Below are 14785 nucleotides of genomic sequence, written 5' to 3'. Positions count from 1 at the left end.
ACCGGGTCAGGGCCGCAGGTACGCAGTACGCAGATCGCCAACCCGCACATCACGAGGAGCGGACACATGCCCATCGCAACCCCTGAGGTCTACAGCGAAATGCTTGACCGGGCAAAGGCAGGCAAGTTCGCCTACCCGGCCATCAATGTGACCTCGACCCAGACCCTGCACGCTGCCCTGCGCGGCTTCGCGGAGGCGGAGAGCGACGGCATCATCCAGATCTCGACGGGTGGTGCGGAGTTCCTCGGCGGTCAGTACAGCAAGGACATGGTCACCGGTTCCGTCGCGCTGGCCGAGTTCGCGCACATCGTCGCCGAGAAGTACCCGGTCACGGTCGCCCTGCACACGGACCACTGCCCCAAGGACAAGCTCGACGGGTACGTACGGCCGCTGCTCGCGGTGTCGGAGGAGCGGGTCAAGGCCGGTCGCAACCCGCTGTTCCAGTCCCACATGTGGGACGGGTCGGCCGAGACCCTCTCCGACAACCTCGCCATCGCGCAGGAGCTGCTGGCCCGCGCCGCCGCCGCGAAGATCATCCTCGAGGTGGAGATCACGCCGACCGGTGGCGAGGAGGACGGGGTCTCGCACGAGATCAACGACTCCCTCTACACGACCGTCGACGACGCGGTGCGGACCGTCGAGGCGCTGGGACTCGGTGAGAAGGGGCGCTACCTGCTCGCCGCGTCCTTCGGCAACGTCCACGGCGTGTACAAGCCGGGCAACGTCGTGCTGCGCCCCGACCTCCTCAAGGAGCTGAACGAGGGCGTCGCCGCCAAGTACGGCAAGCCGGCCGGCTCCCAGCCGTTCGACTTCGTCTTCCACGGCGGCTCGGGCTCCTCCGAGGAGGAGATCGCCACGGCGCTGGAGAACGGCGTCGTGAAGATGAACCTCGACACGGACACGCAGTACGCCTTCACGCGTCCCGTCGCGGACCACATGTTCCGCAACTACGACGGCGTCCTGAAGGTCGACGGCGAGGTCGGCTCCAAGTCGACCTACGACCCGCGTACGTGGGGCAAGCTGGCCGAGGCGAGCATGGCCGCGCGTGTCGTCGAGGCCACGCAGAACCTGCGGTCGGCCGGTACGAAGATCAAGTAACCCGTTCGACCCGTTCGACCCGTTCGGTTTTCCGCGAGCCCGGCGTCCGTCCACTGTCTACGGCGCCGGGCTCGCTGTATACCTGGGGCATGGCCGACGTACGCCTTGCCACGCCCCAGGGCAGGTGGATCCTGCTGACCACGGTCCTCGGCTCCAGCATGGCCCTGCTGGACTCGACCGTCGTGAACGTCGCGCTGCCGCGCATCGGCCGTGACCTCGACGCCGATCTGGGCGCCCTCCAGTGGACGGTCAACGCGTATCTGCTGACGCTGGCCGGGCTGATCCTGCTGGGCGGTTCGCTCGGCGACCGGTTCGGGCGGCGCAGGGTCTTCGTGGTCGGCGTGGTGTGGTTCGCCGTCGCCTCACTGCTGTGCGGCCTCGCCCCGAACGTCGGCGTCCTCATCGCCGCCCGCGCGCTGCAGGGCATCGGCGGCGCGCTCCTCACCCCCGGCTCCCTCGCCATCATCCAGGCCTCCTTCCACCCCGACGACCGGGGGCGCGCGGTCGGCCTGTGGTCCGGCTTCGGGGGCATCGGCGCGGCGGTGGGGCCGTTTCTGGGCGGCTGGCTGGTGGACGGGCCCGGGTGGCGGTGGGTGTTCCTGCTCAACGTCCCGCTGGCACTGGTGTGCGCCCCCATCGCCGTACGTCACGTCCCCGAGTCCGGCGACGGCCGTACGCGGCACGGGCGCTTCGACGTCCTCGGCGCGGGCCTGGGCGCTCTGGCGCTCGCGCTGGTGACGTACGCGCTGATCGAGGCCAGGTCCGGTTCCCTGGTCGTCGCGGTGGTGGCGGTGGCGGGGATCGCGGCGGGCGTGGCCTTCGTGTACGTCGAGCGGCGGCGGGCCGACGACGCGATGATGCCGCTGGACATCTTCGCCTCGCGCCAGTTCACGGCCGTCAACCTGGTCACCCTGTGCGTGTACGCGGCCTTCGGCGGCTTCTTCTTCCTCTCCGCGCTCCAGCTCCAGGTGGTGGCCGGTTACTCGGCCCTGGGGGCCGGTACGGCTCTGCTGCCGACCACCGCCCTGATGCTGCTGCTGTCGGCGCGCTCGGGCGAGCTGGCGGAGCGAATCGGGCCGCGGGTGCCGCTGACGGTGGGGCCGCTGCTGTGCGGGGCCGGGATGCTGCTGATGCTGCGGGTGGGCGAGGGGGCGTCGTACGCGGCGGATGTGCTGCCCGCCGTGCTGGTGCTCGGGCTGGGCATGGTGGCGCTGGTCGCGCCGCTCACGGCGAGTGTGCTGGCGTCGGTGGGGGTGGAGCGGGCGGGGTTGGCCAGCGGGGTCAACAACGCGGCGGCGCGGGCGGCCGGGCTGGTGGCTGTGGCGGCGTTGCCGCTGGTGACGGGGATGGGGGAGGAGGCGTATCGGTCGGCGACGGCGTTCGATGCGGCGTTCGGGCGGGCGATGGTGGTGTGTGCGGGGGTTTTGGTGGTCGGGTCGGTTGTGGCCTTTCTGACGGTGCGGAGGCCGGGGGTGGGGTGTGCGGCTCCGGAGTGCCGGACGCACGGGTGTGTGACGGCTCCGCCGCTGGAGGGGGTGGATGAGCGGTCTTGAGCGGTCTGATCTCGCCCCCGCCGCCCCTACCCGTCCCATCCCTGGGGGCTGCCGCCCCCCAGACCCCCGCTTCGGCCCTGAACGGGCCTCGTCCTCAAACGCCGGACGGGCTGATCATTAGCCCCTCCGGCGTTTGAGGAGCGGGGGTTCGGGGGCAGCGCCCCCGAGGCGGATGGGACGGGTAGGGGCGGCGGGGGCGATGCAGCAGACTGGACACATGACCCTTCACGAAAACCTGCTCGGCGGGCCCGCCCCCACGCACCTTCCTGATCACCCCGAGCCCCGCGAGCTCCTCGCGGGCGGCACCGCGCCCGCCGACGTCGCCGCGAAGTACCCCACCTCCTCCCTCGCCTGGGCCCAGCTCGCCGACGACGCGTTCGAGCGCGACAGTGTCGTGGAGTCGTACGCCTACGCCCGTACCGGATACCACCGCGGCCTCGACTCCCTGCGCCGCGCCGGCTGGAAGGGACACGGGCCCGTGCCCTGGGAGCACGAGCCCAACCGTGGCTTCCTGCGCGCCCTGCACGCCCTCGCCCGTGCCGCCGGTTCGATCGGTGAGAAGGAGGAGTACGAGCGCTGCACCCAGTTCCTGAAAGACTCCTCGCCGACCGCCGCCCAGACGCTCAACCAGTGACCCTCTGTCTGTAAAGGAAGGCCCGCCTGTGAACAGGCGGGCCTTGCGTACTCGGGGGACGATTGTGTTCAATGCCCCGGGGACCGGGGCCCCCGTGTCGGAATTCGGCAGGGGCGGACCGCTACCCGGAGTACAACAGGAGACAGCGATGTCCCTCCAGGCTCAGCCCCCCGAGGCTTCGGAGCCCGAGACCCCGCATCTCGACTTCGCCGGTACCACCCCGTACGAGGACTACGTCCAGGCCGACGTCCTCACCCATCTCCAGCACACCCTCTCCGACGATCCCGGAGAGATGGTCTTCCTGGTGACCACCCAGGTGATGGAGCTGTGGTTCACGGTCATCGTGCACGAGTGGGAGACCGCCGCGAAGGCTCTGCGCGGCGACGACGTGCCCACCGCGATCGCCGCGCTCAAGCGTTCCGTGCGTGAGCTGGACGCGCTGAACGCCTCGTGGCGTCCCCTCGCGCAGCTCACCCCCGCCCAGTTCAACTCGTACCGTGCCGCGCTCGGTGAGGGCTCCGGGTTCCAGTCCGCGATGTACCGGCGGATGGAGTTCCTGCTCGGTGACAAGTCCGCGTCGATGCTCGTGCCCCATCGGGCCGCACCGCGCGTGCACGCCGAGCTGGAGAAGGCGCTGCACGAACCCAGCCTGTACGACGAGGTGTTGAGGCTTCTCGCCCGGCGCGGGTACGAGGTCCCGGACGCCGTTCTGTCCCGGGACGTGTCCCAGCGCTACGAGCCCTCGGCCGAGGTCGAGGCCGCCTGGACCGCGCTCTACTCCGGTGACCCGGAGGCCGAACTCGCCCGTCTCGGCGAGGCGTTGACGAACGTCGCCGAACTGGTGTGGCGTTGGCGCAACGATCATCTCGTCGCGACCCGGCGGGCGATGGGCGCCAAGGCCGGTACCGGCGGCTCCGCCGGGGTGGCCTGGCTGGAGAAGCGCGCCCAGAAGAACGTGTTCCCCGAGCTGTGGACGGCGAGGTCCCATGTCTGAGCAGTCCACCCGGAAGCTGTTGCCCTCCACGGCCGACAGGGCCGCGGAGCTGGACTCGCGCGACGAACTCGCCAAGGTGCGCGCGAAGTTCGTGCTCGACTTCGGCGTCACGTACCTGGACGGGAACTCGCTCGGCGCGCTGCCGGCCTCCGTACCCGGGCGGCTCGACGATGTCGTGCGCCGGGAGTGGGGTGAGCTGCGCATCCGGTCCTGGGACGAGAGCGGATGGTGGACCGCGCCCGAGCGGATCGGTGACCGTATCGCTCCGCTGGTGGGCGCGGCGGCCGGGCAGATCGTCGTCGGCGACTCGACAAGTGTCAATGTTTTCAAGGCGCTTGTGGGGGCTGTGCGGTTGGCGGGCGGGGATCGGACCGGCGGCGGGCGTGATGAGATTCTCGTCGACGCCACCACCTTTCCCACCGACGGGTACATCGCCGAGTCCGCCGCCCGGATGACCGGCTGCACCCTGCGCGCGCTCGAACCGGGCGCGGTGGTGGGGGAGTTGAGTGAGCGTACCGCCGCGGTGCTGCTCAACCACGTCGACTACCGCTCCGGCCGGCTGCACGACCTGCCCGCGCTCACCGCCGCGATCCACGCGTCCGGTGCCCTGGCCGTCTGGGACCTGTGCCACAGCGCGGGGGCCCTGCCGGTCGGGCTGGACGAGCACGGGGTGGATCTCGCCGTCGGCTGCACCTACAAGTACCTGAACGGCGGGCCCGGTTCGCCCGCCTATCTGTACGTCCGCCAGGAGCACCAGGAGCGGTTCGACTCGCCGCTCCCCGGCTGGACCTCGCACGCCGACCCCTTCGGCATGCGGCCCGGGTACGCCCCCGCCCCGGGTGCGACGCGCGGGCGGGTCGGTACGCCGGACATCCTCTCCATGCTCGCCCTGGAGTCGGCCCTCGACGTCTGGGAGGGGGTCGGCATCGACGCCGTACGGGCCAAGTCCCTCGCCCTGACCGACTTCTTCCTGGAGTGCGTCGACGAGTACGTCCCGGAGGGGCGCGTCGAGTCGGTGACGCCGGTCGCGCACACCGAGCGGGGCAGCCAGATCGCGCTGCGGTGCGCGGACGCGGGTGAGGTGATGGCGCGGCTCATCGAGCGGGGCGTCGTCGGCGACTTCCGCCGTCCGGACGTCCTGCGATTCGGGTTCACACCGCTGTACGTCGGGTTCGCGGACGTGGAACGGGCGGCCCGGGTACTGGGCGAGGTCGTGGCCGGCTGAGTCCCCGTCCCGGGAGGTGCGGTGGTGGTGGGGGGCGATGCGGTGGGGGCCGGGGTGACATTCACGTCGGCCCTCGCGGTGTCGCCCTGTGTACCGGCCGTCGTCGCGTCCCGGGCCGCCCGGGTGACGTGACGGCCGGTCGGGTCCAGAGGTGTGCCGGGGGCCCTTCGGGGCCGGATCCGCGGCCCGGTTTCCGCTGCCGGTGTTCGTCCGGCGGGCCGCGTCTGCCGCCGGGTCCGTCCGAGCCGGGTCTGCGTGAGCCCGGTCCGCGAGGCCGGGAGCCCGTGAGTCGTCCGCGTGTGCCGCTTACCGTGCGCCGGGTGCCCGTATCCCGCCCGGTCGGGGCGGACCCCGGCGGACATATGGGTCCCCGTACCCCAGAGCCTCACCGGGTGTCACTTCCGTGTGTCGGCGCACGTCATCCGGCCTGATAGCGTCCCGGCGACGGCCGAAATCTCTTCAGGTCCGCCAAATCCTTTACGTCGCTGGGAGGTTGGACAATGTCGGACGATGCCGTAGCACGTGAGCGCGGTGCCGCGGGGGCCAGTGCCGCGGACGCGCGCGCGGCTGAGGAGAAGTCGGCCTTCTCGCACCCGCCCGTCGACCCCGACGCGACCGCCGCGTACGGCGACCACCCCGACCAGGTGATCGACTTCTACGCCCCGCAGGGCCCCCGGTCGCTGCCGGACGACAAGAGCGCGCCGCTGGTCGTCGTGGTGCACGGGGGTGCCTGGCGGGCGCCGTACGACCGCCGGCACATCACACCGTTCGCCGGGTACCTGGCCCGGCGCGGGTTCGCCGTGGCCAACGTGGAGTACCGGCGGGGCCAGGACGACCCCGCTGTCGCCGGGCGGTGGCCCGACACCTTCGACGACCTCGCGGCGGCGCTCGACGCCCTGCCCGCGCTCGCCGCGGCCCATCTCCCGCAGGCCGACCCGCGCCGTACGGTCGTCACCGGGCACTCGGCGGGCGGACACCTGGCCCTGTGGGTCGCCGCCCGGCACCTCCTCCCCGCCGACGCGCCCTGGTTCCTGACCCGCCCCGCACCGCTGCGCGGCGTGGTCGCCCTCGCCCCGATCGCGGACTTCACCGTCGCGGGCAAGTTCGACGTCTGCTCCGACGCCGCCCGTCAACTCCTGGGCGGAGAAGGGCACTTCGCCGAGCGCCAGCCCTACGCCGACCCTGCGCTGCTGCTCCCCACCGGCATCGCGACCACCCTCGTACAGGGGCGCGCCGACACGGTCGTACCGGAGATCGTCGCCGAGTCGTACGCGGACGCGGCGGCGAAGGCCGGTGAGGTGGTCGGGCTGACGCTGCTGGCGGACGTCGGGCACTTCCCGCTGATCGACCCGGCGGCGGACGCGTGCGCGGTGGTGGCCGAGGAGATCGCCCAGCTGGCCTGGTGAGGACCGGAGGGGGAGTTCGCGGGTGCCGTAGTACCTGAGACGGACGGGCAAGAACCCCTCTCACTGCTGACGACCTCGGCCCGTCCGCCGCCTACCGTGCTGTATGTGACTGAGACGACCCACACGCAGACAGACCCCGGGCCGAGGCCGGCGGGCGACGGTCTGTCGAGCAGCCCCGAGTTCCGGGTGGCCATGGACGCGCTCGCGGGGCTGCGCGCCGACCTGCTGGACAACCCCTTCGCCTACCGCCCGCTGCCCCCGAGGGCCAAGCCCGGCCGGATCGCCCGGGTGCTGCCCCGGCGGCTGCGCCATCACGCCGTCTGGTCGCGGCACGCCCTGGTGTGCGCGGCCGGGATGCTGGCCGTGCTCGTCTCCTTCGCCGACAGCGAGGGGCACCTGTTCGAAGCGCTGGTCATGACCTTGTTCTCGGCGGCGCCGATCCTGCTGACGCTGGTCCGGCCGGTCGGGGCCTTCTGGTTCTCCCTGGCGTCGACCCCGGTCGTCGCCGCGGTCGGCCAGTCCAACAGCGGCGACTGGCCGTGGATGCCCGCGAGCTTCGTCGCCCATCTGGTGGTGCTGACGGTCGTGGCCGCCAGGACCCGGCCGCGTACGGCCGCCTGGATGTGGGCACTGACGGCGGTGTACTGCATGGCCGCCGAGGCGCTGTTCGGCGGCCGTTACTTCAGCAGCAACGCCGTGCCCTTCCTCTTCCTCTCCGCGCTGTCACTGCTCGTGGTGACCGTGCTGCTGGTGCGCCGCGCCGCCGAGGAGGAGGTCACCGCCCAGCAGACGGTGACCGCGCACGAGCGGTCCAAGCGCACGCTGCTGGAGGAGCGGACGACGATCGCGCGTGAGCTGCACGACGTCGTCGCGCACCACATGATGGTCGTCGCCATCCAGGCGGAGGCGGCGCCCTACCGGGTGGAGGACCCGCCCGAGGAGCTGACCAAGGCCTTCGCGACGATCCGCGAGAACGCGGTCGCCGCGCTCACCGAACTGCGCCGGGTCCTGGGCGTCGTACGGGCGGAGGACTACGAGGCTCCCGACGCCCCGCAGCCCTCCCTGGCCGACCTCGACGTGCTGCTGGCGAACGTGCGGGAGACCGGCCTCGCCGTCGACAAGATGGTGACGGGCGCGGTGCGTGAACTGCCGCAGGGCGTCGAGCTGTCGGCGTACCGGATCGTGCAGGAGGCGCTGAGCAACACGCTCCGGCATGCTCCGGGTGCGAGCGCGCGCGTCGAAATCGGATACGTGCTGGGCGGGTTGGGGCTGCGGATAGTCAACGGCCCTGCGGCGGAGGTGTCGTTCGTGAAGCAGACGCCGACGCAGGGCGCCGGGCAGGGACTCACGGGGATGCGCGAGCGGGTCTCCATGCTGAACGGCGAGATGACGACGGCCCCGACGGCCGACGGGGGTTACGAGGTCACCGTCTTCCTGCCGGTGGCGAGCACCATGGGTGAGGACGGAGAGGGGGCATGAGCGCCCGTACGATCCGGGTACTGATCGCGGACGACCAGATGATGGTCCGCGAGGGTTTCTCCGTGCTGCTCAACGCGATGCCGGACATCGAGGTCGTCGGCGAGGCGGTGAACGGCCGCGAGGCGGTGCACCGGGTGCGCGAACTCGCCCCGGACGTCGTCCTGATGGACATCCGGATGCCCGAACTCAACGGTATCGAGGCGACCCGGGAGATCGTCGCGGCGGACAGCACGTCGAAGGTGCTGGTGCTGACGACGTTCGACCTCGACGAGTACGTGTACCAGGCGCTGCGGGCGGGCGCGTCGGGCTTCCTGCTGAAGGACGCCTCGGCACGCCAACTGGCCGACGGGGTACGGGTGGTGGCAGCCGGTGAGGCGCTGCTCGCCCCCTCGGTCACCCGGCGCCTGATCACCGAGTTCTCGAAACTCTCCGAGGCACCGCGTCTCATGCCGGGCGCGCAGGCGGCGTACGGCGATCTGACCGACCGGGAGACCGAGGTGCTGGTGCTCATCGCGCAGGGGCTGTCGAACGTGGAGATCGCGGGGCGGCTGGTGGTCGCCGAGTCGACGATCAAGACGCATGTCAGCCGCATCCTGGTGAAACTGGGCCTGCGGGACCGTACGCAGGCGGCGGTGTTCGCGTACGAGGCGCGGTTGGTGACGCCGGGCTGAGGCACCTGTCGTCCCCGGTGCGGTCTCCCGGCCGGGGTCATCTGCGCCCGAGATACACCCGCAACGCCCGCTGCAGCAGCCTGCCCTGGCTGCCCACCGGGAGTTCCCACTCCCCGAGGTACTCCACGGGCCGGCCGCCCGCCCCCGTCTTGAAGCGGAGCCGGCCGAGCAGGCGGTCGTCGGTGAGGGCGGGGGTGATGGAACGCAGGTCGTACGTCTCGGCGCCCGACGCCCGCGCGTCGCACAGCATGCGCCACAACAGGGCGCTGCTGGGCCGCAGTTGGCGCCCTCTGGCGCCGGACGCGGGGTACGAGTGCCAGGCCCGGGAACCGACGTTGATCATGAGGGCGCCGGAGAGAACCTCGCCCTCGTACTCGGCGACGTACAGGCGCAGCCGGTCCTCGTCCTCGGCGTTGAGGGCCTGCCACATGCGGCGGAAGTAGTTCAACGGGCGGGCCTTGAAGCCGTCGTGGGTGGCGGTCGCGGTGTAGAGGCGGTGGAACTCGGGCAGGTCGGCGTCCGACACCCAGGAGACCCGGATGTCCGCCAACTCCGAGGTGCGCAGGGCCTGTTGCCAGTGCGGGGCGAGGGCCTCGCGCAGGTCGGCCTCCGAGCGGTCGGCGAGCGGTATGTGGCAGCCGTAGCGCGGCTGGCCGAGGCCGAATCCGCTGCCGTCGTCCTCGTCGTCGCAGGGCCGCCAGCCGAGCCGCCGCAGCCGGTCCGCCGTGTCGAGCGCGTGCCCGTCGACACCGGCGACGGGCAGCTCCCGCAGATGCCGTACGCCGGGATCGGCGATGCCCGCCGCGACGGTGGCCGCGTCCCAGTGGCGTACGACCAGGGGTGGCCCCATCCGTACGGAGAACGCGCCCACCCGCTCGAGGTGGGCGACGAGGGGGTCCAGCCAGCGTTCGAGGCGCGGGGTCCGCCAGTCGATCGCGGGCCCGTCGGGAAGGTAGGCGAGGTAGCGCCGGGTACCGGGCAGCGGCCGGTACAGGACGAGCGCCGCCGCGACCATCGGATCACCTGCCCCCTGATCGCCGTCCTCGCCCTCGAACCAGCCGATGCTCTCCGGCAGCCAGTCGGGCTTCACGCCGCCCCACTCGGGGATCTGGAGATGGCTCGCGTCGGGAAAGCGCCGCAGATGGGCCAGATGCTCCTCGCGCGTGATCTCCCGCACGTACAGGCTGGTCATGGGTGGGGTACTCCTGTTCGGGGGGCGGCCCACCCTAAGCCGGGGGTCACCGGACGGGTCAAGAGTTCACGGGAGAAGGTTCGCCGACGAAACCTCGAACTCCGCCCGGCGCCCGCCGCCGGCCCACGATGCCATGTGGATGAGACGTCCCTGGTCAGATGGGGGTGGCTCGGGCTAGCGTCCACGCATGGCAGCTCCTTCCGACTCCGCTTCCGACCTCGCTTCCGACCCCTCCTCTGACCTCGCCTTCGACCCCTGGGACCCGGCGTTCGTCGCGGACCCCTACCCCGCGTACGCCGAACTGCGGGCCCGGGGCAGGGTCGTGTACTACGAACCCACGAAGCAGTGGCTGGTCCCGCACCACGCGGACGTCTCGGCGCTGCTGCGCGACCGCCGCCTCGGCCGCACCTACCAGCACCGCTTCACCCACGAGGACTTCGGCCGTACGGCACCCCCGCCGGAGCACGAGCCGTTCCACACCCTCAACGACCACGGCATGCTGGACCTGGAACCGCCGGACCACACGCGTATCCGCCGCCTGGTGTCGAAGGCGTTCACACCGCGCACGGTGGAGGGCCTGAAGCCGTACGTGTCACGGCTCGCGGGGCAACTGGTGGCCGACCTGGCGGCGGCGGGCGGCGGCGACCTGCTGACGGACGTGGCGGAGCCGCTGCCGGTCGCGGTGATCGCGGAGATGCTGGGCATCCCGGAGGCCGACCGCGCCCCCCTGCGCCCCTGGTCGGCGGACATCTGCGGCATGTACGAGCTGAACCCGTCCGAGGAGACGGCGGCGAAGGCGGTACGGGCGTCGCAGGAGTTCACGCAGTACCTGACCGACCTGATAGCGGCCCGCCGCAAGGAGCCGGGCGAGGACCTGATCTCGGGCCTGATCGCCGCGTACGACGAGGGCGACCGGCTGACGGAACAGGAAATGATCTCGACGTGCGTGCTGCTGCTCAACGCGGGCCACGAGGCGACGGTCAACGCGACGGTGAACGGCTGGTGGGCGCTGTTCCGAAACCCCGCCCAGCTGTCGGCCCTGCGTGCGGACCACTCCCTGATCCCCTCGGCGGTGGAGGAGCTGATGCGGTACGACACCCCGCTGCAGCTCTTCGAACGCTGGGTACTGGACGACATCGAGATCGACGGGACGGTGATCCCGAGGGGGAGCGAGGTGGCCCTGCTCTTCGGCGCGGCCAACCACGACCCGGCGGTCTTCACCGACCCGGACGTGCTGGACCTGACGCGGCCGGAGAACCCGCACATCTCCTTCAGCGCGGGCATCCACTACTGCATCGGCGCTCCGCTGGCCCGGATCGAGCTGGCGGCGTCGATGGGGGCACTGCTGGAGGGGGCCCCGACACTGACCCTGGCGGAGGAACCGTCCCGGAAGCCGAACTTCGTGATCAGGGGGTTGGAAGAGTTGCGGGTGGAGATCGGGCGGAAATAGCGGGCAAGCTGGTGTGTGCCTGCGAGCGTCGGGTTGGAGTTCGTCAACGGACGGATCGGGATCAAGGGCACGACGGACGGCAACCACAGCGAGGTCACCAGCGGCGCGAAGGTGTCTCTCCCGGCGCCCATCGGTATCGAACTCGACACCGAGGAACTCAAGCGGTACGTCGACTGAGGCGAGGACTGGATCAGGGGGCGGGAGGGGCTGAGCGTCGAGATCCGAGCCGGGACCTGGCCCCCTGCACAACCGCCCAGACGCCCAGACCGGCGGCGATCCCGGCGAGGACGAGCAGCGGCAACTCGGCGTAGAACACACTCCAGTCGGGGCCCTGCTCGAAGCGCCGGACCCGCCCCTGCGCCCGGACGTACCAGACCGCCAGCCCCGCGACCACCCCGGCGGTGACGGTCAGACATCCTGCGGCGGCCTGTGCGCGTTGTCCCATGCCCGGCATGGACGCGCTCGCCCTGCCGGAGGTTCCCGCGCGCCAGTGATCAGGTACTCAGGTCCCGCCTCCGCACCCCCGCCACCCCCGCACCCACCAGCCCCACCGCGATCCCGGTGAGCACCACCACCGGCGTCCACTCCATCCCCCCGCCCGGCATCTTCGGCAGATGCCCGAACGGTGACAGGTCCAGTGCCCCCTGCGGTACGTCGAGCGCCGGGCCGATCCAACCCAGCAGCAGCGCGGCCCCGGCAACACCCCAAGCCGTCATGGCCAGTTGGGGTGAGAGGCCGTACAGCAGCACCGCCAGTCCGCCCAGCACCCACACCGCCGGGACCTGCGCCAGGCTTGCCCCGAGGATCGGGCCCCACTCGTCGCCGTACCCGAGTGCCAGGCCCAGGCCGCTCAGCAGAAGGATCAGTACCGTGCCGCCGAAGGCGACGGCCAGATGACCTCCGGCCCAGCGCAGCCGGCCCACCGCGTTCGCGAGGAGCGGCTCGGCCCGTTGCGAGGTTTCCTCGGCGTGCAGGCGCAGTACGGACGAGACGACGTACAGTGCCGCCACCATGCTGAACATGCCGACCATCGTGGCCAGGAACGCGTCCTCGATGCCCGACTGGCCGCCCATCCGCTCGATGATCTCCCGGGTTTTGGCGTTGTCGCCGACGAGGTCCGCCGCGCCCTTCGTCAGCCCGCCGAAGGCGATCCCCGCCGCGAAGAACCCGAGGCTCCAGCCGAGGACCGCACCCCGTTGAAGTCGCCACGCCAGCGCGCCAGTTGTACGAAGGTGGCCGGTCGCCGGGCCCGGGCGGGTCGGGAAGAAGCTCATGCCCACGTCCCGGCGGCCCGCCAACTCGTATGCCAGCCAGCCCTGTAGAGCTGTTGCTGCCACGAACAGGGCCAGCACCCACCAGCGTTCGGCCGCGAAGGGGCGTACGTTCTCCAGCCAGCCGATCGGGGACAGCCAAGTCAGTGGCGAGGAGCCGTCGTTCGTCGCCGAGTCGCCCGCCGCGCGCAGCACGAACGCCGCGCCGAGCAGGCCGCCCGTCAGGCCCTTCGCGAGCCGCGCGCTCTCCGTGAACTGCGCGACGTTCGCCGCCAGAGTGGCGAAGACCGCCCCCACGCCTGCGATGCCCAGGCCCAGCGCCGCCGCGCCCGGAGCGCCCCGGCCCGCCAGGCCGGCCGCGATCAGCAGCGCCAGCGTGGCGTTCGCGATGAGGGCGGTGAGCAGGGCCGCCGTCAGGGGAGCCCGGCGCCCGACCATCGCCGACGAGATCAGTTCCTGGCGCCCGCTCTCCTCCTCGTCGCGGGTGTGCCGTACGACGAGGAGCAGGCTCATGACGCCGGCCAGGATCGCCGCGTACCCGCCGATGCGCCAGGCGGTCAGGCCGCCGATCGAGTCGCTGAACACCGGGCCGTACGTGGCCCGCAGCGAGCTGTTGGTGAGCAGCTGGCGGGCGATGTCGGCACGTTCGGCGGGGGTGGAGTACACGCTCTCCAGGGAGCCCGGCAGGGAGAGAACCATGAGGGCCGTCACCGCCACCCACACCGGGATCATCACCCGGTCGCGCCGCAGGTTGAAACTCAACAGCGTGCCGGTGCCCGCGAGTTGGCGTGCGCCCACGGAACGTACCGCGAAGGGTGCGATGGTCGTCGTGGCGCCGCTCATCGGGTCACCGCCCCGGCCGGCGCGGCCTGCGACTCCGCCCCGTCCTGGTAGTGGCGCAGGAACAGCTCCTCCAGCGTCGGCGGCGTCGCCCTCAGCGACCGTACGCCCGACTCGGTGAGTGAGCGCAGGACCGCGTCCAACTTGTCGGTGTCGACCTGGAGTTGGACCCGACTGCCACGTACGTCCAGGTTGTGGACGCCCGGCAGACGTGCCAACCCGTTCGGCGTGCCCGCCAGTTCGGCCGTGATGCTCGTCCTGGTGAGGTGGCGCAGGTCGGTGAGGGTGCCGCTCTCGACGGTCCGGCCGGCGCGGATGATGCTGACCCGGTCGCACAACTCCTCGACCTCGCTGAGGATGTGGGACGAGAGCAGGACCGTACGGCCCCTGCCCCGTGCCTCCTCCACGCAGCGCTGGAAGACCTCCTCCATCAACGGGTCGAGTCCCGAGGTCGGTTCGTCGAGGATCAGCAGGTCCACGTCCGACGCGAACGCCGCCACCAGCGCCACCTTCTGGCGGTTGCCCTTCGAGTAGGTGCGGCCCTTCTTCGTCGGGTCGAGCTCGAACCGGTCGATCAGGTCGGCCCGGCGGCCCTTGTCGAGTCCGCCGCCGCGCAGTCTGCCGTACAGGTCGATGACCTCGCCGCCGGAGAGGTTGCGCCACAGGGTGACGTCACCGGGGACGTACGCGATCCGGCGGTGCACCTCCACCGCGTCGGCCCACGGGTCGCGGCCCAGGATGCGGGCGGTGCCGGAGTCGGCGCGCAGCAGACCGAGGAGGACGCGGATCGCCGTGGACTTTCCGGCGCCGTTGGGGCCGAGGAAGCCGTGCACCTCGCCGGTTTCCACGGTCAGGTCGAGACCGTCGAGCGCGTGCGTCCTGCCGAACGACTTGTGGAGTCCGGATACCTCGACAGCGGGGCTGGCCTTCGTCATGTTTCCGAACGTACGCTTACTTCAGAAATTTGTGAAG

The 14785-nt window shown here is 71.4% G+C and carries 14 protein-coding genes; 10 read left to right on the top strand and 4 right to left on the bottom strand.

Going from position 1 to position 14785, the window contains the following annotated elements:
* Positions 1–66: 66 nt before the first annotated feature.
* From fbaA to PV396_RS17555, 8 genes are all read left to right on the top strand, one after another.
* Positions 67–1098, top strand: coding sequence for a class II fructose-bisphosphate aldolase (fbaA, locus tag PV396_RS17590; RefSeq protein ID WP_319205710.1), 1032 nt, complete (start codon positions 67–69; stop codon positions 1096–1098).
* A gap of 89 nt (positions 1099–1187) precedes the next feature.
* Positions 1188–2651, top strand: coding sequence for an MFS transporter (locus PV396_RS17585; protein WP_319205709.1), 1464 nt, complete (start codon positions 1188–1190; stop codon positions 2649–2651).
* A 217-nt stretch (positions 2652–2868) separates the two neighbouring features.
* Positions 2869–3285 (top strand): DUF3151 domain-containing protein, encoded by a 417-nt coding sequence (locus PV396_RS17580; protein ID WP_319205708.1) that lies wholly within the window; start codon positions 2869–2871, stop codon positions 3283–3285.
* Between the two features lie 148 nt (positions 3286–3433).
* Positions 3434–4279 carry a tryptophan 2,3-dioxygenase family protein gene (locus tag PV396_RS17575; protein WP_319205707.1) on the top strand — a complete coding sequence of 282 codons (846 nt, stop codon included), beginning with the start codon at positions 3434–3436 and terminating at the stop codon, positions 4277–4279.
* Positions 4272–5504 carry a kynureninase gene (kynU, locus tag PV396_RS17570; RefSeq protein WP_319205706.1) on the top strand — a complete coding sequence of 411 codons (1233 nt, stop codon included), beginning with the start codon at positions 4272–4274 and terminating at the stop codon, positions 5502–5504. Before PV396_RS17575 ends, kynU begins: the two co-directional genes overlap by 8 nt.
* Before the next feature lie 500 nt (positions 5505–6004).
* Complete coding sequence (locus PV396_RS17565; protein ID WP_319205705.1) at positions 6005–6910, top strand: alpha/beta hydrolase; 906 nt, start codon at positions 6005–6007, stop codon at positions 6908–6910.
* Between the two features lie 105 nt (positions 6911–7015).
* Positions 7016–8389 carry a sensor histidine kinase gene (locus PV396_RS17560; protein WP_319205704.1) on the top strand — a complete coding sequence of 458 codons (1374 nt, stop codon included), beginning with the start codon at positions 7016–7018 and terminating at the stop codon, positions 8387–8389.
* Entirely contained in the window at positions 8386–9060 is a 675-nt protein-coding gene (locus PV396_RS17555) for a response regulator transcription factor (protein WP_319205703.1), read from the top strand. The genes PV396_RS17560 and PV396_RS17555 overlap by 4 nt, the downstream gene beginning before the upstream one ends.
* Positions 9061–9097: 37 nt before the next feature.
* Here PV396_RS17555 and PV396_RS17550 read toward each other — a convergent pair whose 3' ends face one another.
* Positions 9098–10252, bottom strand: a complete 1155-nt coding sequence (locus tag PV396_RS17550) for a lipid II:glycine glycyltransferase FemX (protein WP_319205702.1) — start codon at positions 10250–10252, stop codon at positions 9098–9100.
* 187 nt (positions 10253–10439) lie between these two features.
* Between PV396_RS17550 and PV396_RS17545 the strand changes: the two genes are divergently transcribed.
* Positions 10440–11702 carry a cytochrome P450 gene (locus tag PV396_RS17545; RefSeq protein WP_319205701.1) on the top strand — a complete coding sequence of 421 codons (1263 nt, stop codon included), beginning with the start codon at positions 10440–10442 and terminating at the stop codon, positions 11700–11702.
* Between the two features lie 15 nt (positions 11703–11717).
* Positions 11718–11879: a hypothetical protein gene (locus PV396_RS17540; protein ID WP_319205700.1), complete on the top strand. Its 162-nt coding sequence runs from the start codon at positions 11718–11720 to the stop codon at positions 11877–11879.
* 13 nt (positions 11880–11892) lie between these two features.
* On the opposite strand, the gene PV396_RS17535 is transcribed toward PV396_RS17540, so the two are convergent.
* The 3 genes from PV396_RS17535 to PV396_RS17525 are packed head-to-tail and all read right to left on the bottom strand — an operon-like array spanning position 11893 to position 14748.
* Positions 11893–12147, bottom strand: a complete 255-nt coding sequence (locus tag PV396_RS17535; RefSeq protein WP_319205699.1) for a hypothetical protein — start codon at positions 12145–12147, stop codon at positions 11893–11895.
* 49 nt (positions 12148–12196) lie between these two features.
* Positions 12197–13816: an ABC transporter permease gene (locus PV396_RS17530; protein WP_319205698.1), complete on the bottom strand. Its 1620-nt coding sequence runs from the start codon at positions 13814–13816 to the stop codon at positions 12197–12199.
* A complete protein-coding gene (locus PV396_RS17525) occupies positions 13813–14748 on the bottom strand; it encodes an ABC transporter ATP-binding protein (protein ID WP_319205697.1) in 936 nt (311 codons plus the stop codon). The genes PV396_RS17530 and PV396_RS17525 overlap by 4 nt, the downstream gene beginning before the upstream one ends.
* Positions 14749–14785: the final 37 nt, after the last annotated feature.

Origin of the sequence: Streptomyces sp. ME02-8801-2C (genome assembly GCF_033793965.1) — a bacterium.
Taxonomy (GTDB): Bacteria; Actinomycetota; Actinomycetes; order Streptomycetales; family Streptomycetaceae; genus Streptomyces.
Note: the sequence above shows the minus strand (reverse complement) of the source record. Positions and strands in the feature narration are given on the sequence as shown.

Excerpts from the sequence above, each read along its gene's own strand:
- fbaA (WP_319205710.1), top strand. The coding sequence starts at position 67 with ATGCCCATCGCAACCCCTGAGGTCTACAGCGAAATGCTTGACCGGGCA.
- PV396_RS17585 (WP_319205709.1), top strand. The coding sequence starts at position 1,188 with ATGGCCGACGTACGCCTTGCCACGCCCCAGGGCAGGTGGATCCTGCTG.
- PV396_RS17580 (WP_319205708.1), top strand. The coding sequence starts at position 2,869 with ATGACCCTTCACGAAAACCTGCTCGGCGGGCCCGCCCCCACGCACCTT.
- PV396_RS17575 (WP_319205707.1), top strand. The coding sequence starts at position 3,434 with ATGTCCCTCCAGGCTCAGCCCCCCGAGGCTTCGGAGCCCGAGACCCCG.
- kynU (WP_319205706.1), top strand. The coding sequence starts at position 4,272 with ATGTCTGAGCAGTCCACCCGGAAGCTGTTGCCCTCCACGGCCGACAGG.
- PV396_RS17565 (WP_319205705.1), top strand. The coding sequence starts at position 6,005 with ATGTCGGACGATGCCGTAGCACGTGAGCGCGGTGCCGCGGGGGCCAGT.
- PV396_RS17555 (WP_319205703.1), top strand. The coding sequence starts at position 8,386 with ATGAGCGCCCGTACGATCCGGGTACTGATCGCGGACGACCAGATGATG.
- PV396_RS17550 (WP_319205702.1), bottom strand. The coding sequence starts at position 10,252 with ATGACCAGCCTGTACGTGCGGGAGATCACGCGCGAGGAGCATCTGGCC.
- PV396_RS17545 (WP_319205701.1), top strand. The coding sequence starts at position 10,440 with ATGGCAGCTCCTTCCGACTCCGCTTCCGACCTCGCTTCCGACCCCTCC.
- PV396_RS17535 (WP_319205699.1), bottom strand. The coding sequence starts at position 12,147 with ATGGGACAACGCGCACAGGCCGCCGCAGGATGTCTGACCGTCACCGCC.
- PV396_RS17530 (WP_319205698.1), bottom strand. The coding sequence starts at position 13,816 with ATGAGCGGCGCCACGACGACCATCGCACCCTTCGCGGTACGTTCCGTG.
- PV396_RS17525 (WP_319205697.1), bottom strand. The coding sequence starts at position 14,748 with ATGACGAAGGCCAGCCCCGCTGTCGAGGTATCCGGACTCCACAAGTCG.